This is a genomic window from Pseudomonas sp. OV226, assembly GCF_003148705.1.
Classification (GTDB): Bacteria; Pseudomonadota; Gammaproteobacteria; order Pseudomonadales; family Pseudomonadaceae; genus Aquipseudomonas.
Window position 1 is genome coordinate 15,362 of the sequence record NZ_QGGS01000017.1, and the last position, 25,657, is coordinate 41,018.

The 25,657-nt window shown below is 59.4% G+C and carries 25 protein-coding genes; 17 read left to right on the forward strand and 8 right to left on the reverse strand.

Annotated elements, in window-relative coordinates; translation table 11 throughout:
* The first annotated feature begins 19 nt into the window (after positions 1–19).
* On the forward strand, positions 20–478 hold the full coding sequence (locus C7534_RS22550; protein ID WP_046032359.1) for a VOC family protein: 459 nt from the start codon (positions 20–22) through the stop codon (positions 476–478).
* Between the two features lie 135 nt (positions 479–613).
* On the opposite strand, the gene C7534_RS22555 is transcribed toward C7534_RS22550, so the two are convergent.
* Both C7534_RS22555 and C7534_RS22560 read right to left on the reverse strand, forming a co-directional pair.
* Positions 614–1,939, reverse strand: coding sequence for an ATP-binding protein (locus C7534_RS22555; RefSeq protein ID WP_046032360.1), 1,326 nt, complete (start codon positions 1,937–1,939; stop codon positions 614–616).
* Entirely contained in the window at positions 1,936–2,616 is a 681-nt protein-coding gene (locus C7534_RS22560; RefSeq protein WP_046032361.1) for a response regulator, read from the reverse strand. The genes C7534_RS22555 and C7534_RS22560 overlap by 4 nt, the downstream gene beginning before the upstream one ends.
* A 152-nt stretch (positions 2,617–2,768) precedes the next feature.
* Between C7534_RS22560 and dsbD the strand changes: the two genes are divergently transcribed.
* The 4 genes from dsbD (at position 2,769) to C7534_RS22580 (ending at position 6,919) form a co-directional block, all read left to right on the forward strand.
* Complete coding sequence (gene dsbD, locus C7534_RS22565) at positions 2,769–4,502, forward strand: protein-disulfide reductase DsbD (RefSeq protein WP_109787098.1); 1,734 nt, start codon at positions 2,769–2,771, stop codon at positions 4,500–4,502.
* Positions 4,502–5,368 carry a TlpA disulfide reductase family protein gene (locus tag C7534_RS22570; RefSeq protein WP_109787099.1) on the forward strand — a complete coding sequence of 289 codons (867 nt, stop codon included), beginning with the start codon at positions 4,502–4,504 and terminating at the stop codon, positions 5,366–5,368. Before dsbD ends, C7534_RS22570 begins: the two co-directional genes overlap by 1 nt.
* A complete protein-coding gene (gene dsbG / locus C7534_RS22575; RefSeq protein WP_109787100.1) occupies positions 5,344–6,114 on the forward strand; it encodes a thiol:disulfide interchange protein DsbG in 771 nt (256 codons plus the stop codon). The genes C7534_RS22570 and dsbG overlap by 25 nt, the downstream gene beginning before the upstream one ends.
* 256 nt (positions 6,115–6,370) lie before the next feature.
* Positions 6,371–6,919 carry an RNA polymerase factor sigma-70 gene (locus C7534_RS22580; protein WP_077431677.1) on the forward strand — a complete coding sequence of 183 codons (549 nt, stop codon included), beginning with the start codon at positions 6,371–6,373 and terminating at the stop codon, positions 6,917–6,919.
* Between the two features lie 33 nt (positions 6,920–6,952).
* Here the strand turns inward: C7534_RS22580 and C7534_RS22585 are convergent, their stop codons facing one another.
* Positions 6,953–7,747, reverse strand: coding sequence for a substrate-binding periplasmic protein (locus tag C7534_RS22585; RefSeq protein WP_177412267.1), 795 nt, complete (start codon positions 7,745–7,747; stop codon positions 6,953–6,955).
* Between the two features lie 89 nt (positions 7,748–7,836).
* Positions 7,837–8,463 carry a TetR/AcrR family transcriptional regulator gene (locus C7534_RS22590; protein WP_109787102.1) on the reverse strand — a complete coding sequence of 209 codons (627 nt, stop codon included), beginning with the start codon at positions 8,461–8,463 and terminating at the stop codon, positions 7,837–7,839.
* A 190-nt stretch (positions 8,464–8,653) separates the two neighbouring features.
* On the opposite strand from C7534_RS22590, the gene C7534_RS22595 reads away from it, so the two are divergent.
* From C7534_RS22595 to ppnP, 8 genes are all read left to right on the forward strand, one after another.
* Entirely contained in the window at positions 8,654–10,444 is a 1,791-nt protein-coding gene (locus C7534_RS22595) for an acyclic terpene utilization AtuA family protein (RefSeq protein WP_177412268.1), read from the forward strand.
* A 12-nt stretch (positions 10,445–10,456) separates the two neighbouring features.
* Positions 10,457–11,326, forward strand: a complete 870-nt coding sequence (locus tag C7534_RS22600) for an SDR family oxidoreductase (RefSeq protein ID WP_046032369.1) — start codon at positions 10,457–10,459, stop codon at positions 11,324–11,326.
* A 3-nt stretch (positions 11,327–11,329) separates the two neighbouring features.
* On the forward strand, positions 11,330–12,946 hold the full coding sequence (gene atuC, locus C7534_RS22605) for a geranyl-CoA carboxylase subunit beta (protein WP_109787104.1): 1,617 nt from the start codon (positions 11,330–11,332) through the stop codon (positions 12,944–12,946).
* A 123-nt stretch (positions 12,947–13,069) separates the two neighbouring features.
* Positions 13,070–14,227: a citronellyl-CoA dehydrogenase gene (atuD, locus tag C7534_RS22610; RefSeq protein ID WP_109787105.1), complete on the forward strand. Its 1,158-nt coding sequence runs from the start codon at positions 13,070–13,072 to the stop codon at positions 14,225–14,227.
* Positions 14,224–15,021: an enoyl-CoA hydratase/isomerase family protein gene (locus tag C7534_RS22615; RefSeq protein ID WP_109787106.1), complete on the forward strand. Its 798-nt coding sequence runs from the start codon at positions 14,224–14,226 to the stop codon at positions 15,019–15,021. Before atuD ends, C7534_RS22615 begins: the two co-directional genes overlap by 4 nt.
* A gap of 117 nt (positions 15,022–15,138) precedes the next feature.
* Entirely contained in the window at positions 15,139–17,100 is a 1,962-nt protein-coding gene (locus tag C7534_RS22620) for an acetyl/propionyl/methylcrotonyl-CoA carboxylase subunit alpha (protein ID WP_109787107.1), read from the forward strand.
* Between the two features lie 71 nt (positions 17,101–17,171).
* Entirely contained in the window at positions 17,172–17,714 is a 543-nt protein-coding gene (locus C7534_RS22625) for an exonuclease domain-containing protein (protein ID WP_109787108.1), read from the forward strand.
* Positions 17,715–17,783: 69 nt separating this feature from the next.
* Complete coding sequence (ppnP, locus tag C7534_RS22630; RefSeq protein WP_007940055.1) at positions 17,784–18,068, forward strand: pyrimidine/purine nucleoside phosphorylase; 285 nt, start codon at positions 17,784–17,786, stop codon at positions 18,066–18,068.
* Between the two features lie 69 nt (positions 18,069–18,137).
* Here ppnP and C7534_RS22635 read toward each other — a convergent pair whose 3' ends face one another.
* Both C7534_RS22635 and C7534_RS22640 read right to left on the reverse strand, forming a co-directional pair.
* Positions 18,138–18,944, reverse strand: a complete 807-nt coding sequence (locus tag C7534_RS22635; RefSeq protein ID WP_109787109.1) for an MOSC domain-containing protein — start codon at positions 18,942–18,944, stop codon at positions 18,138–18,140.
* Between the two features lie 93 nt (positions 18,945–19,037).
* Complete coding sequence (locus tag C7534_RS22640) at positions 19,038–19,973, reverse strand: chemotaxis protein CheV (RefSeq protein ID WP_046032376.1); 936 nt, start codon at positions 19,971–19,973, stop codon at positions 19,038–19,040.
* Positions 19,974–20,434: 461 nt separating this feature from the next.
* Here C7534_RS22640 and C7534_RS22645 point away from each other — a divergent pair, with 461 nt between their 5' ends.
* The 3 genes from C7534_RS22645 to C7534_RS22655 all read left to right on the forward strand — a co-directional run bounded on the left by C7534_RS22645 (position 20,435) and on the right by C7534_RS22655 (position 22,862).
* Positions 20,435–20,905 (forward strand): hypothetical protein, encoded by a 471-nt coding sequence (locus tag C7534_RS22645; RefSeq protein WP_109787110.1) that lies wholly within the window; start codon positions 20,435–20,437, stop codon positions 20,903–20,905.
* 407 nt (positions 20,906–21,312) lie between these two features.
* A complete protein-coding gene (locus C7534_RS22650) occupies positions 21,313–22,206 on the forward strand; it encodes a sensor histidine kinase (RefSeq protein ID WP_077431670.1) in 894 nt (297 codons plus the stop codon).
* Positions 22,203–22,862, forward strand: a complete 660-nt coding sequence (locus C7534_RS22655; RefSeq protein WP_046032379.1) for a response regulator transcription factor — start codon at positions 22,203–22,205, stop codon at positions 22,860–22,862. The genes C7534_RS22650 and C7534_RS22655 overlap by 4 nt, the downstream gene beginning before the upstream one ends.
* On the opposite strand, the gene yegS is transcribed toward C7534_RS22655, so the two are convergent.
* Entirely contained in the window at positions 22,863–23,762 is a 900-nt protein-coding gene (gene yegS, locus C7534_RS22660; protein ID WP_109787111.1) for a lipid kinase YegS, read from the reverse strand.
* A 320-nt stretch (positions 23,763–24,082) separates the two neighbouring features.
* On the opposite strand from yegS, the gene C7534_RS22665 reads away from it, so the two are divergent.
* Positions 24,083–24,391 (forward strand): hypothetical protein, encoded by a 309-nt coding sequence (locus C7534_RS22665; RefSeq protein WP_046032381.1) that lies wholly within the window; start codon positions 24,083–24,085, stop codon positions 24,389–24,391.
* 64 nt (positions 24,392–24,455) lie between these two features.
* Here C7534_RS22665 and C7534_RS22670 read toward each other — a convergent pair whose 3' ends face one another.
* Positions 24,456–25,643 (reverse strand): molybdopterin molybdotransferase MoeA, encoded by a 1,188-nt coding sequence (locus C7534_RS22670; protein WP_177412271.1) that lies wholly within the window; start codon positions 25,641–25,643, stop codon positions 24,456–24,458.
* Positions 25,644–25,657 lie beyond the last annotated feature (14 nt).

A 25,657-nucleotide genomic window follows, 5' to 3' on the forward strand; every position in this document is an offset into this window, starting at 1 on the left:
ACAAACAGGGAGATTCATCATGAGCGTTAAACCCATTCCAGAGGGTTATCACAGCATCACCCCGTACTTGGGCATTCAAAAAGCCGCCGAAGCCATCGAGTTCTACAAGAAGGCCTTCGGTGCCATAGAAGTCATGCGCCTGGCCATGCCGGACGGCGGGATCGGGCATGCCGAACTGCGGATCGGCGACTGTCCGATCATGCTCGGCACACCTTGCGACCAGGGTCCATTGAGCAACCCGGACACGTCACCGTCGGTGGGCCTGCATCTGTATGTGACGGACGTGGACAAGTCCTATAAACAGGCGATTGACGCGGGCGGCACGGTGGTGTCCGAGGTCAAGGATCAGTTTTACGGCGACCGCTCCGGGACGTTGAAAGATCCGTATGGGCACCTTTGGTTCCTGGCCACGCGCAAGGAAGACCTGACTCAGCAACAGATTGAGCAGCGGGCGAAGGAGATGTTCCAGCAGGGTTGAGGTCGTTGTTGCCACTTCTGGCCCCTTCGCGAAAGAGGCCTCACCGTCAACACACATTTCAGACCTGAAAAAAACCCGCTGACGGGCCACCGGTTCAGCGGGCTTTTTTTAGGCGCAACATGGAACCCATGCGACTCAGATGGACTGCAACGGCATGGTCAGCTCAACCCGCAACCCGTCCGGCTGACTGTTGAAATGCAACGTGCAGCCGCAACGCTGGACTATCGCCTGGACAATGGCCAGCCCCAACCCGCAACCGGTGCTCTGACCGTTGCGCCAGAAGCGTTGGGTCAGGTGTTGCAAGTCCTCTTCGGCGATACCCGGGCCATGGTCGCGAACCAGAAAACGCACACGGTTGCCAGTGGTTTCCAGGCTCAACTCTACCGCCCCATCCCCAGGGGTGTGGCGCAAGGCGTTATCGAGCAGGTTGCGCAACGCAGCAATCGACAACACAGCGGGCATCTGCACCGGCGCAGTGGAGAATGTGCTCGGCATCTGCAGTCTGATGCGTTGGCGATCACCGCTGGCCGCATCCTGAATCGCCAGTTTCGCCACTTGCTCGGCGCTGCACTGCACACCGTCGTCAAACGACAGGCTGCCCTCGACCCGCGCCAGCAACAGCAATTGTTCAAGGGTGCGGTGCATGCGGTCAGCGCCCTCTTCGGCCCGGGCCAGTGATTGATCCCGAGACGCGCCGTCGGTCATGCGCGCCACTTGCAGGTGGGTCTTGATGGCGGTCAGCGGGCTGCGCAGTTCGTGCGCCGCGTCGCCGGTCAGGCGTCTTTCGCGCTCGATGGTCTTGCCGATGCGCTGCAACAGCTGATTCTGGGTTTCCAGCAGCGGTTGCAGTTCACTCGGCAGCGGCTGGATCTGCAAGGGTTCAAGGGAGTCGGCGCTGCGGCGCATCAAGGCATCGCGCATCCGGTTGAGCGGCGCCAGACCTTGTCCGATACCGAGCCACAACAGGCACAGACAACCGAGCAACGCCACCCCGACAGGCACCGACGCCGCCAGCAGAATCGACATGTTCAATGCCTCGCGCTCGATTTGCCGGTCGGCCGTGGTAATGCGCAGGTCACCCCGGGCCAACGTGAAACTGCGCCACGGCGCACCATCAATCATCTGATCGTGGAAACCCATTTTCTCGGCTTCCAGTTTTTGTTCGGGATCGCTGTGACTGCGAGCGAGAATTTCCCCACGCAATGAACTGACCTGACAGGCCATGCCACCAGGAATGTTCAGTTGCTCCGCACTGAAATGGGTGCCCTCGCCTTTGCTCGGCAATGCCGGCAATTGTTCCAGCAACCCGGCGACCATCCGCGCTGAAGCCACCAGCCGCTGGTCGAGGGAAAACATCATTTGGTTACGCAAGTCGCTGAGCATCCAGGCTGCCGCCAGGGCCCAGATCAAGGCAAAAGCGGCGCCAAGAGTCAGGCTCAGGCGCAAACGCAGGCTCATCACTTCGACTGTTCTCCGCCATCAGCCGGCCCCAGGCGATAGCCCAGGCCGCGCACGGTTTCGACGATGCCGTTGCCGAGTTTGCGCCGCAGGTGATGGATGTGCACGTTGAGGGCGTTACTTTCCAGTTCGTCGTTGAAACCGTAGACGCTGTCTTTGAGTTGCTCGGTGGAGAGCACGCGCCCGCGATTATGCAGCAAGGCCTGCAATAACGCCTGCTCGCGGCGCGACAGGTCCACCGGTTGACCGCCGAGCAAGGTTTCGCGACTGCTGGGGTCGTACGTCAGGCGACCGTGCTCGATCAAGTTGACACTGCGCCCCGCCACGCGTCGCAACAAGGTGTGCAGGCGCGCGGCAAGCTCACGCAGATCGAAAGGTTTAAGCAGGTAATCATCCGCACCGGCTTGCAAGCCATCGACGCGATCCATCACTGAATCGCGCGCGGTGAGAATCAGCACCGGAATCTCCAGGCCATTGTGACGCAGCTGTTGTAGCAGCTTGAGGCCATCCTCATCGGGAAGACCGAGGTCGAGCACCATGACGTCAAATTCCGCGACCTTGAGCATCGCTCGCGCCGACGACGCGGTGGCGACGTGCTCGACCGTCAGGCCCTGTGCGGTGAGCCCGGCAACAATGCCGCTGGCAATCAGCTCATCGTCTTCACAAACCAGTACGTGCATGGGAGCCCCGCAGAAAAAAGGTGATTAAGCCGTTGGCCGATTAAGCGGACATTATGCCGCAAGCACCATGACAACAAGGCCGGCACGGTTAATCACTGGTTAATCGCCACCTCCCATTGTGCACCTCACCTGCACAGGGATAAGGCTTACCCATGCGTCGTCTGTTTCTATTTTTTGTCCTCTTGATCTCGGGTCTGGCCCAGGCAGGGACCAATCCGTTCGATACCAAACCTGAATTTCTACCGGTGGAAAAGGCGTTCGCTTTCACCTCTGAACGCCTTGAGACGGGTGAGACCCAGCTCTATTGGCAGATCACGGACGGTTATTACCTTTATCAGAAGCGCCTCAAACTCGACGGCTTGCCTGCTGAGCAGCACCCCGTGCTACCTGAAGGCGAAGCGCACAGTGATGAGTTCTTTGGCGAACAACAGGTTTACCGCCAGGGCCTGGAACTGAAGATCCCGGCCGGCGCGACCGGTCAGATCAAAGTCGGTTTCCAGGGCTGTGCCGATGCAGGCTTGTGTTACCCGCCGCAAACGCAGGTGGTGGATTTGGGCGGCAACGTCACGGTTGCCGCAAACGAAGCACCGGATCAAGCCTTGGCCAGCGACCTGCAACAGCGGGCACTGGGCTGGAGTTTGCTGGTGTTTTTCGGTTTGGGGCTGTTGCTGGCGTTCACCCCTTGCTCGTTGCCGATGCTGCCTATCCTGGCTGGTTTGATTGTGGGCAGCGGCGCCACCTCTAAACGTGGTTTTGCCCTGGCGGGCAGCTATGTGGTCAGCATGGCGCTGGTGTATGCGGCGATGGGCGTATTGGCCGCACTGCTCGGTGCGAACGTGCAAGCGTTGCTGCAAAACCCGTGGCTGCTGGGCAGTTTCGCGGCGGTGTTCGTGTTGCTGGCATTGCCGATGTTCGGTTTCTTCGAACTGCAACTGCCGGTGGCCGTGCGCGACCGTCTGGAAAATGTTTCACGCAATCAGCGTGGCGGCAGTCTAGTCGGTGCCGGTGCACTGGGCGCCTTGTCTGGTCTGCTGGTGGGGCCGTGCATGACCGCGCCGTTGGCCGGCGCCCTGCTCTATATCGCGCAAAGTGGTAATGCACTGCATGGCGGACTGATTCTGTTTGCCATGGGCATCGGCATCGGTGTGCCACTGCTGTTGCTGGTGACGATCGGCAACCGCTTCCTGCCCAAACCGGGCGCCTGGATGAACCTGCTCAAAGGCGTGTTTGGTTTCCTGTTCCTCGCCACTGCACTGCTGATGTTGCGCCCGGTACTGGATCAATCGCTCTGGATCGGTTTGTGCGGCGCGCTGCTGTTGATTGCCGCTTACAGTGCCTGGCGCCAGTCCGGTGGTTTTGGTCGAACGGCGCAGGTGTTCGGCGCCGGTTCATTGCTGCTCGGTTTGTGGGGCAGCCTGCTGATGATCGGCGCTGCAGGTGGCAGCGATGACCTGTTTCAACCGCTGCAGGTCTATCGCGGCTCCAACACGGCCAGTGCCTCTACATCGACCGGCCACGAGGCATTCACTACGATCAAAGACCCCAATGCGCTGCAACAGGAACTGGACGCGGCGCGGGCGCAGGGCCAATGGGTGCTGCTCGATTACTACGCCGACTGGTGCACCTCCTGCAAAGTCATGGAAAAACAGGTCTTCGGTAAAGCCCACGTGATGCAAGCGTTGAGCGATGTGCGCTTGCTCCGGCTCGACGTCACCGCCGACAATGCCGCCAGCCGCGAACTGCTCGGCCGTTATAAAGTGCCGGGGCCACCGAGTTTCCTGTGGATCGGCGCCGACGGCGAAGAGCGTCGCAGCCAGCGCATCACCGGCGAGGTCGATGCCGACACCTTCCTGCAACGCTGGACCACTACCCGAGACGCCCGTTAATGCTGACTTTCACCCTCGGCACCTTTGCCATCGCGCTTAACCACCTGCTGCTGATCAGTGCTCTGGCGCTGGCAACGTTTGTCGGCTGGCGGGTGGCCAAGCGCGGTGGCGATAATCCCGAGTCGGTGCTGTTCAGCCTGTTCCTGATCGGCATGCTGGCGGCCAGGGTCAGTTTCGTGGCTGTGTATTGGGCACACTATCGCAACGATCCGTGGCAGATTATCGACCTGCGCGACGGTGGTTTCCTGGCCTGGCCTGGCGTGATTGTGCTGCTGCTTGCCAGCCTGTATCGCGGCTGGCGCCGTCCGGGTTTACGCCGGCCGCTGGGCTTTGGCGTAGGCAGCGGCCTGGCGTTCTGGCTGCTGGCAACGTTCTCCCTGAGCATTTACGAACAAGGCACGCGCCTGCCGGAAATCTCCTTGCGCAATGCCGCCGGCGAAACGGTGCAACTGGCCGATTACAAGGGTGGCCCGCTGGTGATCAATCTCTGGGCGACCTGGTGCCCGCCCTGCCGTCGGGAAATGCCGGTGCTGGAAAACGCCCAGCAGCAACGCCCGGACTTGATCTTCCTGTTCGTCAATCAGGCTGAAAGCATGCAAAGCGTCAGCACGTTCCTGGAAACCCAGGGCCTGAGCCTGAGCAACGTGTTGTTCGATGGCAGCGGTCGCCTGGGCCAAGCCGTGGGTTCCATGGCATTGCCGACTACGCTGTTCTATAGCAATGACGGTCGCCTGCTGGGCAGCCATTTGGGCGAACTCTCGCAAGCCAGCCTGGCCCGTGCCCTGGAAAACTTCGACACCCCTCCTTCTGCCACACCGTCCACCCCTTCAAGGAAACTGCCATGCCACGCCTCCGCCACCTGCTGACGCTCACCCTGGGCGCAGCCCTGCTGCACCTGCCGTCGGTACAGGCCGCCGAAGAACTGCCTGAAGCGATCAAGAAGATCGAAGCCAAGGGTGCGAAAATCGTCGGCCAGTTCGACGCGCCTGACGGCTTGCGCGGTTATGCGGCGCAATACCAAAACCGTGGCATGGCGCTGTACCTGACCCCGGATGGCAAGCATGTGTTGCTCGGCAATCTCTACGATGCTGACGGCAACGACCTGACCTCCGCGCCGTTGCAGAAGCTGGTCTACGCACCGATGTCGAAGGAAGTCTGGGGCAAGATGGAAGCCAGTAACTGGATCGGCGACGGCAAAAAAGATGCCCCGCGTGTCGTCTACCTGTTCAGCGATCCGAACTGCCCTTACTGCAACGTCTTCTGGGAGCAGGCGCGGCCGTGGGTCAAGGCTGGCAAGGTGCAATTGCGCCACATCATGGTCGGCATCATTCGCGAAGACAGCCCGGGTAAATCGGCTGCACTGCTGGCGGCCAAAGACCCGGGCAAAGCGCTGGAAGAACACGAAAAGGCTGGCAAGGACAGCTCACTCAAAGCGCTGAAAGAAGTCCCTCCAGCGATTCAGGCAAAACTGGCGGCGAACATGCAGTTGATGGAAAACCTGGAGTTGCAGGCCACGCCAGCGATTTTCTATATGGACGACAAGGGTGAACTGCAACAACAGCAAGGTGCGCCTTCGCCGGACAAACTGGCGAAAATCCTCGGGCCGAAGTGAACCCACTGGTGCGCCAGTCCGACGGCATGGCACGTTTTGCGGCACGTACTGCATTGCGCCGAAATAGGCGCTGACAGGCCAGTGGCTGCAAACGAGGGCACCGCATGCCGGTGTTCGCACGTCGCACCCAGTCTCAGTATCAATTCTTCCTCTCAATTGACAATCATTATCATCAAGCCTAGCTTATTGCTCAATGTGTCGGACGGCTCAAGTCTGCGTGCCGTCCCACCAACCTATTGGCAGCAAGGTGATTTCCATGACGGAACAAGTATTCACAAGCAGGTGCGACTCACCGCTACTTCAGGCCTTCGTCGAGAATCGACTGATACTGGTCAAGATTGCCGCTCGCATCACCGGTTGCAGGTCACGTGCTGAAGACGTCGTGCAGGATGCGTTTTTCCGGTTGCAATCAGCGCCGCCGATCACGACTTCATTCAAGGCCCAACTCAGCTATCTGTTCCAGATCGTGCGCAACCTGGCGATCGACCACTACCGCAAACAGGCGTTGGAGCAGAAGTATTCCGGCCCTGAAGAGGAAGGTTTGAACGTGATGATTCAAGGTGCGTCACCCGAAACCTCGCACATCAATTTCTCGACCCTTGAGCACATTGCCGACGCGCTGACGGAACTGCCGAGCCGTACCCGCTACGCTTTCGAGATGTACCGGCTGCACGGAGTACCGCAAAAGGATATTGCCAAGGAACTCGGCGTTTCGCCGACCCTGGTGAACTTCATGATCCGCGATGCGCTGGTGCACTGCCGCAAAGTGTCGGGGCGTCAGGCGGATACATTTATCCGTCGCTAACATCTGAATTTCAGCCTCCCGTGGCGTTCGTCATCAAGTTCGCGGCACCGGCACCACCGCGATCTTGTACGGGTCGAAAATCTTCAGCATCTCGCCATTGTCCCTCAGGCCTTGCAACAACTTGCCGAATGCCTCGCCACTGATGGGTGCGGTCGGGCGCAGGATGGCGTAGTGGTGATAGACCTGATCGATGCGCTGGGACACCAGCAACTGATCGGCAACTTTATCGTTGCGCAGCAGGTAATCGCTCAGATAAGAGCGTGTCACCAGGGCGATGTCCGCTCGACCGCGCAGCACCATCAGCAAATTGCTGTCGTGGGAATAGGTCAGCGTAGCGTTGTAGTTCTGTGCGAGGAATTTAGGCTCAGCGTTGAAGTTGGCAAATTCGTAGTGATAGCCGCTGAACAGGGCCAGGCGCTTGCCGGTGAGGTCGGTAAAATAACTCTGCTGTCGATCCGGCAGGCGTTGCGCGACAAAAATCTCGGCGTCTTCAAGGCCCATATCGACGTTGGTGTGGGGAATGTCCTGCCACCCCCATAGCGGGTTCTCGAAAATCGCCATGTCGACCCGGCCTTGCTTGAAATCACCGAAGCGCCGGGGAATGGAGGTGGGCACCAGGACAAACTGATAATCACTTTGCTGGCGATTCAACGCCTCGACCAATTGTGGCAGCAGGCCGGTGTCGGCACCGGATTCCGGACGGATCGTGTAAGGCGGAAAATGGGCGGCACCCACCCGCACCAGTTGCGCAGCCTGGGACGGCAAAACCCAGAGCGCCGCAAGCGACGCCAGCAAAAGCCGCGAAGCCGTCCTGATTGGCGAAGACATCAAAACAACCACTCCCCAAAAATACGCATCAATGCATTCAAGCTAGGCGGTTTCGGCCACTTAGCCAGTTTCCCTGGTCCGGCACAACCTTACTGCTTTTCTTCCAGTACGAGAATCAATGCCTCATCGGCCAATTGATCGAGGCTCATGCTGCCGCCAGCGCGAAACCAGGTCGTGGTCCAGGACAGCGCGCCCGTCAGGAAACGACGCGTGATGAACACATCGCCGCGAATAAAACCCGCCTCTCTGGCTTCACCCAGCACTTGCAGCCAGAGCTCTTCATAAATGTCACGCAGCGCCAACACCTGCGCCTGCCCTTCTTCGGATAACGAGCGCCATTCATACACCAGCACCGCCATGGCCTCGCCGCTGCCCCCCATGATCGACTGCAATTCGCAGCGGATCAGTGCCAGCACGCGCTCGCGCACATTACCGGCGTCGGCCAGGGCTGCATGCATCAATGCCGTGTTGTAGCGGATGGTCTCTTCCATCACGGCCCGCAGGATTTCATCCTTGCTTTTGAAGTGATGAAAAATGCTGCCTGACTGTATGCCCACGGCCCCCGCCAGGTCGCGCACCGTGGTGCGTTCATAACCTTTGTTGCGGAACAGGTGAGCCGCCACTTGCAGCAGTTTGCCGCGGGCGCTGTCCGGGTCGGTCAATTGGCCGTTGTCGACCAATTCGCGCATGACCCTCAGGGCTTTTTGCTCGTCCACCCGTTCTCTCCTACAGTCGATCAATCAAATACACCGCTCGCCGCTAAAACTGCGGGGTTGCGCGGGCAATTTAAGCTGGCCGCGGCAACCAAGCAAGCGCTCGGGCAGAAGATATTTCAGACGTTTACAAACCAAGCGCTTGCTTGGTAGTCTCGATCCACTTCAGTGGGAGGTGGCTATGGAGTTGACTGTGCCTAAAACGATTCGCATCGGCTGCGCCAGCGCCTTCTGGGGTGACACCTCGACCGCCGCCGCGCAGTTGGTGGAAGGTGGACGCCTGGACTATCTGGTTTTCGACTACCTGGCTGAAATCACTATGTCGATCATGGCCGGTGCCCGGATGAAAGATCCGCAGGCCGGCTATGCGGGCGACTTCATCGAAGTGCTCAGCCCACTGCTCACCCGCCTCGCCGAACAGAACATTCGCGTCATCAGCAATGCCGGCGGTGTCAATCCGCAAGCGTGTGCTGCCGCGCTTCAGGCGGCGTGCGACAAGGCCGGCGTCGCCCTGAAAATCGCGGTGCTACTGGGCGATGACCTGCAACCGCAATTCAAACAACTGAGCAACAGCTGCATTCATGAAATGTTCAGCGGCGCACCGTTGCCGCCCATGTGCGTCTCGACCAACGCCTACCTGGGCGCGCCGGGCATCGTCGAAGCCTTGCGCCTGGGCGCGGACATCGTCATCACCGGTCGCGTGGTCGACAGTGCCGTGGTCAGCGCTGCGCTGGTGCATGAGTTCGGTTGGTCCTGGCATGACTACGACAAGCTGGCGCAAGCCGCGCTGGCCGGCCACATCATCGAATGCGGCGCCCAATGCACCGGCGGCAATTTCACCGACTGGCGCGACGTACCCGATTACGAACACATCGGCTTCCCCATCGTCGAGGTAGGTGCCGACAGCCAGTTCATCGTCAGCAAGCCCGAAGGCTCTGGTGGCCTGGTCACGCCCCTGACCGTTGGCGAGCAAATGCTCTATGAAATCGGCGACCCACGGGCGTACCTGTTGCCCGATGTCGTGTGCGATTTCACCCAGGTCAAACTCCGGCAACACGGTAAAAACGCGGTTCAGGTGCACGGTGCCAAAGGCCTGCCGCCGACCGGTCAGTACAAAGTCAGCGCGACGTATCCGGACGGCTTCCGCTGCACCGCCAGTTGCCTGATCGCGGGCATCGATGCAGTCGCCAAGGCACATCGGGTCAGCGAAGCGATCATCAACAAGACCTCGCAAATGTTCAGCCAGCGTGGGTGGGCGCCCTACAGCGAAGTGAACATTGAACTGCTCGGCAGCGAAGCCACTTACGGCCCCCACGGCCAGCGCCGGGACACCCGCGAAGTGGTGATCAAACTCGCCGTGCGCCACCCGAACAAACAAGCATTGATCATGTTCTCCCGGGAAATCGCCCAAGCCGCAACGGGCATGGCGCCGGGGCTGACCGGAATCGTCGGTGGACGGCCAACGGTGTATCCGCTGATCCGCCTGTTCTCCTTCCTTATCGACAAAACCTTCTGCACGCCGGACATTAACCTCAACGGCCAGCGCTACGCCTGCGCCCTGCCCGCGCTCGATGTGCTCGACACCGCAGACCTGCCCGTCGCCTTCGAACCGCCCACACCCACAGACCGCGCCGATGCCAGCGTGCCCCTGGTCAAACTCGCCGTGGCCCGCTCTGGCGACAAGGGCAATCACAGCAACATCGGCGTCATGGCCCGCGATCCCGAGTACCTGCCGTGGATCGCCGAAGCGCTGACACCCGAGGTGATGGTCGACTGGATGAGCCACGTCCTCGATCCTCTTCACGGGCGCGTGGAACGTTGGTATTTGCCCGGCACCCACAGCCTGAATTTTCTACTGGAAAACGCCCTCGGCGGCGGTGGCGTGGCCAGCCTGCGGATCGATCCGCAAGGCAAAGCCTTCGCCCAGCAGCTGCTGGAGATCCAGATTCCGGTGCCTCAGCGCATCGCCGACCAGGTCAACTAGAGGACTGTCGCCATGGCTTACGATTCGATTTTCAAAGCCGATTTGTTTGCGGGCCAAACCATCATTGTCACCGGCGGCGGCAGCGGCATCGGCCGGTGTACCGCGCATGAACTGGCGGCCCTCGGCGCGCACGTGCTGCTGGTCGGGCGCAAGGCCGACAAGCTGAAAAGCGTCGCCGCCGAGATTGCCGAAGACGGTGGCAAGGCGGATTGGGCCACCTGCGATATTCGTGAGGAAGAAGCGGTCAAGCACCTGGTCAGCGAGCTGATTCGCAAACACGGGCCGATCCACGGGCTGGTCAACAATGCCGGCGGGCAATACCCGTCACCCCTGGCCTCGATCAATCAGAAAGGTTTCGAAACCGTGGTGCGCACCAATCTGGTGGGCGGTTTCCTGATGGCCCGGGAAGTGTTCAATCAATCCATGAGCAAGCATGGCGGCGCCATCGTCAACATGCTCGCCGACATGTGGGGCGGCATGCCTGGTATGGGGCATTCCGGTGCAGCGCGTTCGGGCATGGACAACCTGACCAAGACCGCTGCATTCGAATGGGGTTACGCCGGGGTGCGGGTCAACGCGGTGGCGCCGGGGTGGGTCGCGTCCAGCGGTATGGACACTTACGAAGGCGCTTTCAAAGCGGTGATTCCGACCTTGCGCGAACACGTGCCGCTGAAACGCATCGGGACGGAATCGGAAGTGAGCGCGGCGATTGTGTTCCTGCTCAGCCCGGCCGCGGCATTTGTCAGCGGCAGCACCTTGCGCATCGACGGTGCTGCCAGCCTGGGCGGTCGCGCCTGGCCGATCCACAAGGCTACCAACAGTGAGTCGTACAACGGTTTTCACCGCGCGTACTTACCAGAAGTGCTCAAGGACAAGGAATAAGCCATGCCGGTGATTCAATCGCAAGTGGACCCGTTCAGCGCCCAGTTCGCCCAGAACCGTGACGCGATGCTGGCCGTGATCGAACACGTCCGCCAGCTCGAACAGAACCTGTTGAACAAGGCCGCCGAAGCCAAACCAAAATTCGACAAACGCGGGCAACTGCTACCGCGCGAACGTCTCAACCTGCTGCTCGACCCCGGCGCACCGTTCCTCGAACTGGCGAGCCTGGCCGGCTACAAGCTGCACGATGACAAGGATGGCAGTGCTGCCGGCGGTGGCTTGATTGCCGGGATCGGTTACGTGTCCGGCGTACGGGTGCTGGTGGTGGCGAACAACAGCGCGATCAAGGGCGGCACCATTTCCCCCAGCGGATTGAAAAAGTCCCTGCGCCTGCAACAGATCGCCATGGAGAACAAACTGCCGGTGATCACCCTCGCCGAAAGCGGTGGCGCCAACCTGAACTACGCCGCGGACATTTTCGTCGAAGGCGCGCGCAGCTTCGCCAACCAGGCGCGGATGTCGGCCATGGGTTTGCCCCAGATCACGGTGGTGCACGGCTCGGCCACTGCGGGGGGTGCTTATCAGCCGGGCTTATCGGACTACGTGGTGGTCGTTCGCGGCAAGGCCAAGTTGTTTCTCGCCGGCCCGCCCCTGCTCAAAGCGGCGACCGGCGAAGTCGCCACCGATGAAGAACTGGGCGGCGCCGAGATGCATGCGCAAACCGCCGGCACCGCCGAATACCTGGCCGAGAACGATGCCGACGGTGTGCGACACGTGCGCGAAATCGTCAGCCTGCTGCCGTGGAACGAACAGTTGCCCTGGTTACCCGAACGTCAATATGAAGAACCGCTCTACCCCATCGATGAGCTGTTGGGCCTGATCCCTGACGACCCGAAAAAACCCTATGACGTGCGCGACATCGTTGCCCGTATCGCCGACGGTTCGAATTTCCTTGAGTTCAAGGGTGAGTTCGATCAACAGACCGTTTGCGGCCAACTGAAAATTCAAGGGCGAGCCTGCGGTTTTATCGGCAACAACGGCCCGATCACGCCCAAGGGCGCCAGCAAGGCTGCGCAGTTCATCCAGCTCTGCGACCAAAGCCAGACGCCGCTGCTGTTTTTCCACAACACCACCGGGTTCATGGTCGGCACCGAATCGGAACAACAAGGCGTGATCAAGCACGGCGCCAAGATGATTCAAGCCGTGGCGAACGCTCGGGTGCCGAAACTGACGATTGTCGTCGGTGGCTCGTATGGCGCCGGCAACTACGCGATGTGTGGTCGCGGCCTCGACCCGCGTTTCATCTTCGCCTGGCCCAACAGTCGCACCGCCGTCATGGGCGGCGCCCAGGCCGGCAAGGTGCTGCGAATCGTCACCGAGGCCAAGCAGCTCAAGGACGGCTTGGTGCCCAACCCGAAAATGCTCGACATGCTGGAACAGGTCACCGCGCAAAAACTCGACAGCCAGTCCACCGCTCTCTATGGCAGCGCCAATCTGTGGGATGACGGGCTGATCGATCCGCGGGACACCCGGACGTTGCTGGGTTACTTGCTGGATATCTGCCACGAGGCCGAAGTGCGGCCATTGCAAGCCAACAGTTTTGGCGTCGCGCGTTTTTGATAGATCGTTCCCACGCTCTGCGTGGGAACGCAGCCCGGGACGCTCTGCGTCCCAAAGCGGACGCAGAGCGTCCATAGAGGCATTACCACGCGGAGCGTGGGAACGATCAGGAGAACAACAAAAATGATCTTCACCCAGGAACACGAAGCACTGCGCCGCACCGTCCGCCAATTCGTCGATCACGAGATCAACCCTCACGTCGAAGAATGGGAAAAGGCCGGTCGTTTTCCGATCCACGAGATCTTCCGCAAGGCCGGCGATCTCGGCCTGCTGGGCATATCAAAACCGGAAAAATTCGGCGGCATGGGGCTGGACTACAGCTACTCCATTGTCGCCGCCGAAGAGTTCGGCACTATCCATTGCGGCGGCATTCCGATGTCCATCGGCGTGCAGACCGACATGTGCACCCCGGCGCTGGCGCGGTTCGGTTCCGATGAATTGCGCGACGAGTTTCTGCGCCCGGCCATTACCGGTGAACAGGTCGGCTGCATCGGCGTCTCGGAAGTCGGTGCCGGTTCCGACGTCGCCGGGCTGAAAACCACCGCCCGCAAGGACGGCGACGACTACGTGATCAACGGCAGCAAGATGTGGATCACCAACTCGCCAAGCGCCGATTTCATCTGCCTGCTGGCCAACACTTCGGACGACAAGCCGCACATCAACAAATCGCTGATCATGGTGCCGATGAACACGCCAGGCATCAGCCTCAGTTCGCACCTGGACAAACTCGGCATGCGCAGTTCGGAAACCGCCCAAGTGTTTTTCGACAACGTGCGGGTGCCTCAGCGTAACCGCGTCGGCCATGAAGGGGCCGGGTTCATGATGCAAATGCTGCAGTTCCAGGAAGAACGCCTGTTCGGCGCGGCAAACATGATCAAGGGCCTGGAGTATTGCGTCGACAGCACCGTCGAGTACTGCAAGGAACGCAAAACCTTTGGCAGTGCACTGATCGACAATCAGGTCATTCACTTCCGCCTGGCAGAGCTGCAAACCGAAATCGAATGCCTGCGGGCGCTGGTCTATCAGGCCACCGAGCAATACGTCAAAGGCCAGGACGTCACCCGCCTTGCCTCCATGGCCAAACTCAAGGCCGGGCGTCTGGGCCGCGAAGTCAGCGACAGCTGCCTGCAATATTGGGGTGGCATGGGTTTCATGTGGGACAACCCGGTCGCCCGTGCTTACCGTGACGTGCGACTGGTGTCGATTGGCGGCGGCGCCGACGAAATCATGTTGGGGATCATCTGCAAACTCATGGGCATTCTGCCGGGGAAAAAGAAATGAGCCCCCTGCCCGATTGCCAGACGTTGCTGTTGGAGCCGCATAACGGCGTGCTGCACATCACCCTCAATCGCCCGGAAAGTCGCAATGCCATGAGTTTGCAAATGGTCGCCGAACTGCGCTCGGTACTCGGGGCGGTGCGCGATGATCGCGCGGTTCGGGCCTTGGTGATCGGCGGCGCCGGCGGGCATTTCTGTGCCGGTGGCGACATCAAGGACATGGCCAACGCTCGCGCTCAAGGCTCGAGCGCCTACCGCGAGTTGAATCGGGCGTTCGGCGCCCTGCTGCAAGAAGTACAACACGCGCCACAAGTGGTGATCACGGTGCTGCAAGGCGCGGTGTTAGGGGGCGGCCTGGGGCTGGCGTGCGTCAGCGATGTCGCCCTGGCCGATCACTTGGCGCAATTCGGTTTGCCGGAAACCAGCCTCGGTTTGCTGCCCGCGCAAATAGCCCCCTTCGTGGTCCAGCGCATCGGCCTGACCCAGGCCCGGCGACTGGCGCTGACTGCCGCGCGTTTCGACGGTACGCAGGCGCGGCGCATGGGCCTGGTGCATTTTGTCGAACATGACGCGCAAGCACTGGCCGAGCGCCTCGATGAAATCCTCGCCCATGTGCTGTGCTGCGCGCCGGGTGCTAATGCGACGACCAAAAAACTGCTGCTGGCGAGTGCCGGGCAACCGTCGGACGCGTTGCTGGATGAAGCGGCGCAGTGGTTCAGCGAGGCAGTGACCGGGGCGGAAGGTGTCGAGGGGACGATGGCTTTCGTACAAAAGCGTAAACCGGGATGGGCCTCCTGAAAGCATCGCGGGCAAGCCCGCGCCCACAAGAGATCTTCAGCGTAAAGAGATCCAATGTGGGAGCGGGCTTGCCCGCGATGGGGTCATCACATTCACCGCAAACCAAGGGAACAGAATATGCCCGGACTCAGAAAAATCCTGATCGCCAACCGCGGTGAAATCGCCTGCCGTATCCAGCGTACTGCGCAAGCGCTGGGCTATCGCACGGTTGCAGTGTTCAGCGATGCCGACGCCGATGCCCTGCATGTGCACATGGCCGACGAAGCCATCAACATCGGCCCTGCCCCGGTGCAGCAGTCTTATCTGAACGTCCCGGCCATCATCGACGCCGCCCGGCGCACGGGGGCCGATGCGATCCACCCCGGCTACGGTTTTCTCTCGGAAAACGCCGGCTTCGCCCTTGCCTGCCGCGATGCGGGTATCACCTTCATCGGCCCCAGCCCCGAAGCCATCAAGTTGATGGGCAGCAAACGCCTGTCGAAAATCGCCATGACCGAGGCCGGCGTGCCATGTGTCAGAGGCTATCAAGGCGCCGAACAGGACGACACCACCCTGAGCCGGGAAGCCGAACGCATTGGTTATCCGTTGATGATCAAGGCCAGTGCGGGCGGGGGCGGACGTGGCATGCGCCTGGTGCCGGATGCCAGCGAGTTGTTGGAACAACTGCGCACCGCACGCTCCGAAGCGCAGCATGGTTTTGGCAGCGACGAACTGATCCTCGAACAAGCGTTGATCGACCCGCGCCACGTCGAGATTCAGCTGTTCGGCGATCAACACGGTAACCTCATCTACCTCGGAGAACGCGACTGTTCGATCCAGCGCCGCCATCAAAAAGTCATCGAAGAAGCGCCCTGCCCGGTGATGACCAGCGAGTTGCGCCAGGCCATGGGCGAGGCCGCGCTCAAGGCTGGCAGGGCGGTGAATTACGTCGGCGCAGGCACCGTGGAGTTTCTGCTGGATGCGCGCGGGCAATTCTACTTTCTGGAAATGAACACCCGGCTGCAAGTGGAACACCCGGTCACTGAATTGATCACCGGGCTGGACCTGGTGGCCTGGCAGTTACTCGTCGCCGAAGGACAACCACTGCCGTTACGACAGGAACAGGTGCAGCTCAACGGGCATGCCATGGAAGTGCGCCTGTATGCCGAAGACCCGACCCACGGTTTTCTGCCGCAAACCGGTCAGGTCACGGCTTGGGAACCCGCATTGCCGGGCAGTGTACGGATCGATCATGGCCTGATAGAAGGCCAGAGCATCAGCCCGTTTTATGACCCGATGCTCGGCAAGATCATCGCCCACGGCGCGACTCGCGAAGAGGCGCGGCGCAAGTTGCTGCGGGCCGTGCAGGACAGCGTGTTGCTGGGCGTGCAGAGCAACCAGCGTTTGCTCGCCAGCCTGCTCGACCACCCGCACTTCATCAGCGGTGAATTCAGCACCGGTTTTATACCGACCCGCTTCGTTGACCATCCGTGTTTGCAGGCCTATGTCCCGAATGCCTCAGAACTGGCCATCGCTGCCGCACTGTTCTATCACGCCTCGGCACAGGCTCACCCGGCACCACTGACTGGCTGGCGCAACAATGCCAGTGTGCCCTTGCACTACCGCATCGGCCTGAATGAACAGGATTGGCCGGTGGAACTGAACGCCACACCTGACGCACCCATGCGCATTCGTGTCGCCGGGCAAGCGCTGCAATTGAAGATCATCCAGTGCGACGGGCGCTGGGCAACGCTGGACATCGACGGCATCCGCCAGCGTCATGCCTATCGTCTCCAAGCCGGGCAACTGTGGTTGTTCACTCGCCCCGGCAGCCTGCAACTGGTGGATCGGACCCAGGCGCTGGTCAGCGCTCAGGCCAGCGTCAGTAACGGCACGCTCAAGGCACCTATGGACGGTGCCATCGTCGACGTTCTGGTCAGTGAGGGCAGCCAGGTCAGCAAAGGCCAGCTATTGGTGGTGCTCGAAGCCATGAAAATGGAGCATCCGCTCAAGTCAGGCATCGACGGCGTGCTGAAACGCTTGCAGGTGCAGGTCGGCGATCAGGTCAAAAATCGTCAGATTTTGTTGGAGGTCGAATAAGCCGCTAGGCGGATCCGCCGGGTTTGGCTACGCTCAAGCCCTATCAGGACGCGGATACCAGGAACCCTGCGATGCCTCACTGGCTGGTGATAGATCTGGAAGCCACCACCGATGAAGGTGGCTGGCCAGTAACGGAAATGGAAATCATCGAAATCGGTGCCACCCTGGTGGACCGCAAAGGTCGCGAACTGGACCACTTCCAGCGTTTCGTGCGACCGCTGCGGCGGCCTTTGCTGACACCGTTTTGCCGGGAGCTGACTCACATCACCCAAGGCAATATCGATGCCGCGCAACCGTTGACCGAGGTTTGGCCGTCATTCGAACGCTGGCTGGAGCCGCATCATTCTTGTCTGGATGGTTGGGCGAGTTGGGGCGATTACGATCGCAAACAATTGGTTCAGGAGTGGGAGCGCCTGCAACTCGACAGCGCCCTGAGCCGGATACCGCACATGAACCTCAAGCAACGCTTTGCCAAGGCCAGACGGCTGGAACGTCCGCTGGGGCTCAATGGCGCCTTGCAACTGGCGGGCCTGCAGTTCACCGGGCAGCAACACCGGGCACTGGAAGATGCGCGCAATACAGCACGCCTGTTGCCACTGGTTTTCCCCACCTAGAGAGGTGACGGCGTTCGAGGCCTTGTGCATACTGGCCGGCCCTTTTTAGCCCTTTTCGAGGAATCGCCCATGTTTAAAGTCAACGAGTACTTCGACGGCACCGTCAAGTCGATCGCCTTTGGCACTGCTGAAGGTCCTGCGACCATCGGCGTCATGGCTCCGGGCGAGTACGAATTCGGCACCAGCCAGCGTGAAATCATGCACGTGGTCAGCGGTGCTCTCACCGTTAAACTGCCTGACAGCAGCGACTGGGAAACCTTCGCCGCCGGCAGCCAGTTCAATGTGCCTGCCAACAGCAAGTTCCAGCTGAAAGTGGCCGTCGACACCGCTTACCTGTGTGAATACCGCGGCTAAACCCCCGGGTTCTCATCGCAAAAAAAATGCCCGTGTCCTTGGACACGGGCATTTTTCATTTCGGGGTTCTCATTCGAGAATCGTCACCGACATCCCGACTTCCAGATGACCGTTGCTATCGTTGACCAGGTTCTGCCCAAACATCGCGCCGTCGGCTTGGGCACGGTACTTCTGCAACGTGGCCAGCGGCTCCCGGTCTTCGCTGCGCTCGCCGGTTTGCGGGTCGATGGTGGTCAGAATGCAGCGCGAACAGGACTTGACCACTCGGAACTCGACGTCACCGATGCGAATACGCTTCCAGCCATCTTCGGCAAAAGCTTCACTGCCCTCGATCACCAGGTTCGGTCGAAAGCGCAGCATCTCAAGTGGACGCCCGACCTTTTGCGACAAGTCTTCCAGGGACGCCTGCCCGATCAGCAATAACGGGTAGCCGTCGGCGAACGCAACCTGGTCATCGTCGTTGCCGTAACCGGCCTCCGTGGTGCGTGCACGATCCAGAGGAACTTGCACCAGCCGCGTCGGTTTACCAATGAACTCGCTGACCCAGGCACCTGCTGCGTCACCGGCATCCGGCACACGCAAGGTGTCACGCCAGATAGTCACACCACGCAGTGGCGCGTCGTTACCGGGCAAGGCGATATCGATTGACGTGTGGCCCGGTGCATTGAGGGTCAGCCCGCCATCGGCATTCCACAACGCCGACAATTGGCTCATTGACGCTACCGCGCGCTGGGTCAGGAAGCGCCCGCTGGCCTCATCGACCAGCATCCAGCGTCGATCACCGTCCAAACCCAGCTTGTCGAGGCCGACGCGCTGCAAGGGTTCGCCCTTGCCGGATTTCAACGGATAACGATAAAGCGCGCTCAGACGCAGCATGGCCAGCTCCTTGGTGGGCAAAAAAAACCCACCCTATACGAGCTTGATCGCCGAATCAAAGGCTGACGTAACCGCCAGCCTGTCGCACCGAAATCAGGCCGGCACTTCGTCGAGCATCAGGCGCTGGCGCACCACGTCGACGAGTTTGTCCGGCTGAAATTTGGAGAGGAAGTTGTCACAGCCGACTTTCTTGACCATCGAGTCGTTGAAGCTGCCCGACAGCGAGGTGTGCAGGACGACATAAAGGCCGCGTAGACGTGGGTCATTGCGAATTTCTGTGGTCAGGCGATAGCCGTCCATTTCCGGCATCTCTGCGTCGGTGAACACCATCAGCAATTTGTCGGTCATCGATACGCCCGTATCAGCCCAGGCCTTGAGCATATTCAGTGCTTTCAGACCGTCGCTGGCAATGTGCATCTTCACGCCCAACTGCCCCAGGGTGTCGCGCAATTGCGACAGGGCAACGTTGGAGTCATCGACCAGCAGCACTTCCCTGCCACGGGCGCGCTCCAGCACCGGGTCTTCGAGTTTTTCGCGAGAGACTTTGGCGTTGTACGGCACGATTTCGGCCAAGACTTTTTCGACGTCGATGATTTCGACCAACTGGTCGTCAACCTTGCTGATCGCCGTCAAATAATGCTGGCGACCGGCACTGGTCGGCGGCGGCAGGATGGCTTCCCAGTTCATGTTGACGATGCGGTCCACGCCCCCGACCAGAAACGCCTGCACCGACCGGTTGTATTCAGTGACGATGATCGTGCTGGTCGGGCTCGGCACCAGCGGACGCATGCCGATGGCCTGGGACAGATCAATCACCGGCAAAGTCTGGCCACGCAGGTTGACCACGCCACAAACAAAAGGATGGCGTTGCGGCATCAGGGTCAGTTTCGGCAGTTGCAGCACTTCCTGCACTTTAAAGACGTTGATCGCAAATAATTGCCGGCCGGCCAAGCGAAACATGAGAATTTCCAGGCGATTCTCACCCACCAGTTGCGTGCGTTGGTCTACCGTGTCGAGAATGCCGGCCATTAATGACTCCTGGGCTTGTTCTGATTAATTCACTAAAAGGGTTTATCGGCTGTTATTGCCAGATCTTGACCTTGAGACAAAATGCCACGATCGAGCATTGATGTCACATTAACATCATGCTTTACTGCATCCGCACTCAATCAGCTTTACTCCCTGCGGCGCGACCACGGTTTGCACGTTAGGTTCCCTCACGTAAGGGATTCCCCTAGTAACAATCAGGCCCAACCTGATATTCGCAATATCCAATAGCCATTAATGTGACGCCATTCTCATTGCATGAACGGAGTCAGGCTTTTGTGTGCGATCGCAGGTAAGTGGCCACCCACCCGCTCGAGTTCCCCAGCCTTAGCCCAGGCCTGCCGGAGCGCGATCTCATGCCGGCATGGCAGCGCCGGGACGCAAGACGTCCTCGTCGACATACGCGACATCCCCTCATTTGACATGACGTTGTGGAGATAAGCATGCCGAACAAATCGAAGCAGTGGGCTCAGCGTCTACCCGAGTTTCTTGTTGAGGCGGAAACCCTCCTGGCCAAATCGGAGGAGTGCCTGAACCACTTGCAACTGATCAGTAATGACCAGGACGCAATCGATTGCATGCTCAGCAGCCTGCTCAAACTGGCGAGCCGGGCCGACGCCCTCGCACTGCAAGCCGTGTCGGAGTTTTCCCTGCATATCCACGGTTTGCTCAACCTGGGTCACAACCATATTGACCTGCACGAGCAGGCACTGGGTGCACTGAAGGACTGCTTCACGCTGATGGCCTGGCAGCTCGAACTCATCGACCAGACCACCGGCCAACTCAGCCTTGATGACAGTGAACAGACGTCCCTGATCGAAGCCTTTGCGGTCCAGATCGGACAAAGTCATTTTCAGTTACCGGTTAATTCCAAACCCTTTACGCTCGTTACCTATTCGGAACGACAGGCTTAAATTAGTCAGACAACTTTGCAGTGCGCATTCTTATTGCCCTGATGCAGCTCCCTATATGAGCGCTCATGTCGCAATTGAATACTTCGTACCTGCAAACGACAGTCATTAATCGCCCCCCTCCGTAAAACTTTTTCTATTGTGGAACTATCGTCCAGCCTTCTTGTTTCCTGACTCTGTGGACATATATACCAAACGCGACCAACGGTATCTTAGGTGGTATTATGCCGACCATTAGTTGACGCCAATTAATGGCAAAGTGACGCCAGATGAGAGCAGGCCGATAAAGGTTGAAGTTCCACCATTGGACCGCGCTCTGTTCAAGACGACCACTACAGTTTTTCAGACAGAGACCCGTCAGCCACTATGGCCGGTCTGCCCGCAGCGAACATTCATTGGCTCCATCCGCTATGTACGCCAGCCTCAAGTCACTCACCCAATGGCCACCTTCCCAAAATAACGCGCGACGGTTCACGCTGTTGCTGTGCGTTTGCTCGACCCTTGGCACCCTGCTGGTCTTCGGTTTGTCCGCCCCCCTTCCATTGAGCTTGCTGCTGCTCAATATCGCGGCATTGACCAGCGTCTGGGTACAGCATCGCCTCTCGAGCACGTCCATAAAATTTCAGCCGCAAGAGCTGGCGGACCGCCTGTTGGAAGTACAGGAAAACGAGCGCCATCGGCTGAGCAGAGAATTGCACGACGATATTGGCCAATTGCTGACCGCTGCAAAACTTCAAAGTGAATGGCTCAAGCGCCGGATGCCAGAAGACATGCAGGGCCAGTGTTCAGTGCTTTGCGACACACTGGAAGAAACCCTGACCAAGGTTCGTGACGTCTCGGCCATTCTCAATCCCAGGCAGTTGACGAGTCTCGGGCTGGAAGCCAGCCTTCGTGCGCATCTGCTCAAGACCCTGGCCAATACATCAATGCACTGGAGCCTGGAATGCCATCAACGCTTGACCGGCATACCAGAAGAAATGGCGGTGGCAGCGTTTCGAATTACCCAGGAAGCAGTGACCAATATCCAGCGTCACGCTGAAGCAAAAAATCTGCTGGTTCGCCTGCAACGTATGCCCCAAGGCCTGTCATTATTGATCAGCGACGACGGCCAGGGTTTCGCACCGGCGGCGGATCCTGGTCGAGAGGGCCAGCGTGGGATGGCCGGGATGCGGGAGCGGATCGATCAGTTGGGCGGAACGTTGGCCGTGACCAGCGAGCCGGGTAAAGGTACTCAAATCGAAGCACTCTTCCCCTGGGCGCCCCGCGCGCTCGAACGGGCCAGTACGAATAAGGTTATGCATTGACTTGTAACTTACTTCTGGTGGATGACCACTCGCTTATCAGGGCAGGCGTGCGCGCTCTGGTGCTGGATATTCCCGGCTATGCAGTTATTGGCGAGGCCAACGACGGCGCACAGTTGCTCGAAATGGTCGAGAAACTGTCCCCTGACATTGTTCTGCTGGATATTTCCATGAAGGAGACCAGCGGCCTTGAAGCCTTGCAGCGACTCAAACAAGTGCGCCCTCAAAGCAAAGTACTGATTCTGTCGATGCACACTGATCCTGCACTGATCATGCAAGCCCTGGAGTCCGGCGCTCATGGCTATTTGCTCAAAGACACCACGGCCACCGAGCTGGAACATGCCCTGGATGCCTTGCGCAACAACGAACGCTACCTGAGCCCTGCCATCGCCCACACGGTTATCAACCAGGCGCTGATCCGCAACCAGAAGCAGCAACCGGAAGTACCCGACTCACACAACCTGACGGCACGACAACTGGAAATCCTGCGACTGATTGTTCGCGGAAAATCCACCCGGGAAATCGCCAACGGCTTGGGCCTTAGTATCAAGACCGTTGAAACCCACCGCTCGCAGATCATGAAACGCCTGCAGATCTACGACGTGGCTGGCCTGGTCCTGTTCGCGGTACGCGAGCAAATCATCAGCCTGGACGATTAGCTACCGCGATGCTCGCAATAGCGGTGAATTCTCCGGCAAATGCACGCGCAATGCCGCTGGACGCGCAGAAAAACGCAAGCTGTCGCCTTCCAGAGGCTCGCCATCAAGGTTGATGTGCAGTCCTTCCGAAACCTTGATCTCGACCCAGGGCAATCGAGCGCGCACAAACATGTTGTCGATGCCAAAACCATCGGCCAGCAGGTTTTTCAAGGTCCCGATCACTTCCTGTGGCGCTGGCAAAATGCTGATGTCCAGCAAACCATCGTCCGCCAGCGCTTCCGGGCATAGCACATGCCCACCCCCCGCTTGCCGACCGTTGCCGATGCCGAGTGCCAACAGTTCGCCGCTCCAATGAAAACCTGGCCCCTGCAAATCGCCATAAGCGGCATGCAACTCACTGAAGCGTGAGAGACCGGTAAACAGGTAGGCTGCGCCGCCGAGAACTTTTTTCAACTCTTCCGATGTATTGGCCGTGACCTGACTGCCGAAACCGCCGGTGGCCATGTTCAGAAAGATTTGCCCCCCCACCTCCCCCAAATCGATAGCGTGCGGCGCAACATCCAGAAGTTCCAGTGCCAGTGCTGGCACAAGCGGCACACCGGCGGCGCAAGCAAAATCGTTGGCGGTGCCCAACGGCATCAAGACCAGACTGGCCTGATTCGGGTGCATCGACATGGCCTCGGCGATATCGCGCAAAGTGCCATCGCCGCCACCGGCAATCAGTTGCTTATAGCCTGCGCTCAACGCCTCTTCCACCAACCGCTGTGCGTCGCCCGCCTCCCAGGTCAATCGGACGGCCAGATCCCAACCCTGCTCGCGCTTGCCTTCGACGGCCGCACGAACTGCCTCATTGAGTGCCTGCTTGCCATGCAGAATCAACAGCGCCTTGCGCTCACCCATTGTTGTCGCTCCTGATTGGGATTCATTCTGGAGATGTTGACCTCACAGAGCCCTGGAAAGGTCGCAACGCATTGAGTTTTTTCGACGCGCACAGGTTTGTGTTCCTACAGGGCGGGATATTTTCTTACGACATGTGAGGAATCGGCTCAATTGACCAACCTGGACGATTGGTACACTTTGGTGTCGGCGAATCAGCCATCAACAGCAATCACACAGGGATGTGCAAGCAATGAGTAGACACCCTTCAAGGGCCTTAAAAAACACAATCAATTCGAGTTTCGGCGACCCGAAGGGCATTGATGCAAGGAGCGTTTTTCTCCATGCAAGCTCATGACATCACGTTACCGATGAGCCCGGTGATGCCGTTCTCGGAAAGCCGTGCCAATCATCAGACTGAATTCAACAAAAACGCAAAACCCGCTGGAGCAGTTGATATGGAACCTCGCGTCATTGAGCTGGAGACCCATCTGAAATACATCCGAAGAGACATGGATGAAGTGCGCAGTGACGTCAAATCCATCAAGCACAGGCTTGCCTACTCGGCTGGCGGCGCAGCAGTAGTTCTCGGGTTGTTGGGTTGGGTCGCCAATAGCCGCTTTGACCAGGTCGTGACACTTCTGGTCCGTTAAGCGTTGGACATGCACGCAAGTCCCGGCCGTTTCACCGGGCTTGCGGCAAGAGCGTGCTTTGAGGTCAGTTCAGGATTTCGCTCAGCGGAATGAACACGACATATTCACCCGAGATCAACGTCCGCCCTTCCAACACCTCAACCAAACCATCGGCCCAGGCAGCACTACGAAGTACGCCAGAGCTCTGATTCTTGTAAATGATTGCCCGGCCGTTCTCCAGGCGCCCACGCAAGTATTCTCGGCGATTGCCAGCTTTAGGCCAGTCGAACCCTGCGGGCACCTGAAACTTCAATGGCTCGACCTCTTTTACACCTTGGCGGCGCAACAGATAGGGTTTTGCCAACAAAGCAAACGTGACCAGTGTCGACGCCGGATTGCCGGGCAACCCGATCACAGGTACACCCCGGAAATGCCCGAATGTCAGCGGCTTGCCAGGTTTGATGGCGAGTTTCCAAAGCGACAGTTCGCCCGCTTCGCGCAGCGCCATGCCCAGGAAATCCGCTTCACCTACAGATACCCCTCCCGTAGAGAGGATCAAATCGACATCGTTCAACTCGCCCAAACGGGCACGGGTGATCGCCAGGTCATCAGGAAGAATGCCGGCATCGATGACTTCACAGCCCAGCCGCTGCAACCAACTGCACAGCAACACCCGATTGCTGTTGTAGATCTGTCCCGGGCCCAGGGCCTGACCCGGTTCAACCAATTCATCTCCGGTGGAGAGAACCGCAACACGAACCTTGCGAACCACGTCCAGTTCAGCACAACCCAGCGATGCCGCCAGCCCCTGTTCGATAGACCCAAGTCGCGTGCCGGCCGGCAAAATCAGTTCGCCGACCGTCGTTTCCTGACCTTGTGGCCGGATGTTTTGACCGGGGCTCATCGGTTCGATGAAACGGATCCGTTCATTTTCCAGAACCTCGGCATTTTCCTGCATTTCGACACAGTCGGCGCCTGCTGGCACGGGCGCACCGGTGAAGATTCGGGCACAAGTACCCGGCTTCAACGGTTCAGGCGCCTGACCGGCATATACCTTCTGGCTGACCACCAACGGTTCTCCCGTCCAGTCAGCAACTCGCAAGGCGTAACCGTCCATGGCACTGTTCGGCCAAGGCGGCAGATCGAGCGTCGAGACCAGGTCATCGGCGAGCACACGCCCCTGAACCTGTGCCAGCGGCAAACGTTCACGGTCGTGGATGGGCGAGGCGTCCGCCATTTCCAGCAGACGCGCCAGCGCCACCTCGACAGGCATCAGGCTACCGCTTT

Excerpts from the sequence above, each read along its gene's own strand:
- C7534_RS22550 (WP_046032359.1), top strand. The coding sequence starts at position 20 with ATGAGCGTTAAACCCATTCCAGAGGGTTATCACAGCATCACCCCGTAC.
- C7534_RS22560 (WP_046032361.1), bottom strand. The coding sequence starts at position 2,616 with ATGCACGTACTGGTTTGTGAAGACGATGAGCTGATTGCCAGCGGCATT.
- dsbD (WP_109787098.1), top strand. The coding sequence starts at position 2,769 with ATGCGTCGTCTGTTTCTATTTTTTGTCCTCTTGATCTCGGGTCTGGCC.
- C7534_RS22570 (WP_109787099.1), top strand. The coding sequence starts at position 4,502 with ATGCTGACTTTCACCCTCGGCACCTTTGCCATCGCGCTTAACCACCTG.
- dsbG (WP_109787100.1), top strand. The coding sequence starts at position 5,344 with ATGCCACGCCTCCGCCACCTGCTGACGCTCACCCTGGGCGCAGCCCTG.
- C7534_RS22580 (WP_077431677.1), top strand. The coding sequence starts at position 6,371 with ATGACGGAACAAGTATTCACAAGCAGGTGCGACTCACCGCTACTTCAG.
- C7534_RS22585 (WP_177412267.1), bottom strand. The coding sequence starts at position 7,747 with ATGTCTTCGCCAATCAGGACGGCTTCGCGGCTTTTGCTGGCGTCGCTT.
- C7534_RS22600 (WP_046032369.1), top strand. The coding sequence starts at position 10,457 with ATGGCTTACGATTCGATTTTCAAAGCCGATTTGTTTGCGGGCCAAACC.
- atuC (WP_109787104.1), top strand. The coding sequence starts at position 11,330 with ATGCCGGTGATTCAATCGCAAGTGGACCCGTTCAGCGCCCAGTTCGCC.
- atuD (WP_109787105.1), top strand. The coding sequence starts at position 13,070 with ATGATCTTCACCCAGGAACACGAAGCACTGCGCCGCACCGTCCGCCAA.
- C7534_RS22615 (WP_109787106.1), top strand. The coding sequence starts at position 14,224 with ATGAGCCCCCTGCCCGATTGCCAGACGTTGCTGTTGGAGCCGCATAAC.
- C7534_RS22620 (WP_109787107.1), top strand. The coding sequence starts at position 15,139 with ATGCCCGGACTCAGAAAAATCCTGATCGCCAACCGCGGTGAAATCGCC.
- C7534_RS22625 (WP_109787108.1), top strand. The coding sequence starts at position 17,172 with ATGCCTCACTGGCTGGTGATAGATCTGGAAGCCACCACCGATGAAGGT.
- ppnP (WP_007940055.1), top strand. The coding sequence starts at position 17,784 with ATGTTTAAAGTCAACGAGTACTTCGACGGCACCGTCAAGTCGATCGCC.
- C7534_RS22635 (WP_109787109.1), bottom strand. The coding sequence starts at position 18,944 with ATGCTGCGTCTGAGCGCGCTTTATCGTTATCCGTTGAAATCCGGCAAG.
- C7534_RS22640 (WP_046032376.1), bottom strand. The coding sequence starts at position 19,973 with ATGGCCGGCATTCTCGACACGGTAGACCAACGCACGCAACTGGTGGGT.
- C7534_RS22645 (WP_109787110.1), top strand. The coding sequence starts at position 20,435 with ATGCCGAACAAATCGAAGCAGTGGGCTCAGCGTCTACCCGAGTTTCTT.
- C7534_RS22650 (WP_077431670.1), top strand. The coding sequence starts at position 21,313 with ATGTACGCCAGCCTCAAGTCACTCACCCAATGGCCACCTTCCCAAAAT.
- yegS (WP_109787111.1), bottom strand. The coding sequence starts at position 23,762 with ATGGGTGAGCGCAAGGCGCTGTTGATTCTGCATGGCAAGCAGGCACTC.
- C7534_RS22665 (WP_046032381.1), top strand. The coding sequence starts at position 24,083 with ATGCAAGCTCATGACATCACGTTACCGATGAGCCCGGTGATGCCGTTC.
- C7534_RS22670 (WP_177412271.1), bottom strand. The coding sequence starts at position 25,643 with ATGCCTGTCGAGGTGGCGCTGGCGCGTCTGCTGGAAATGGCGGACGCC.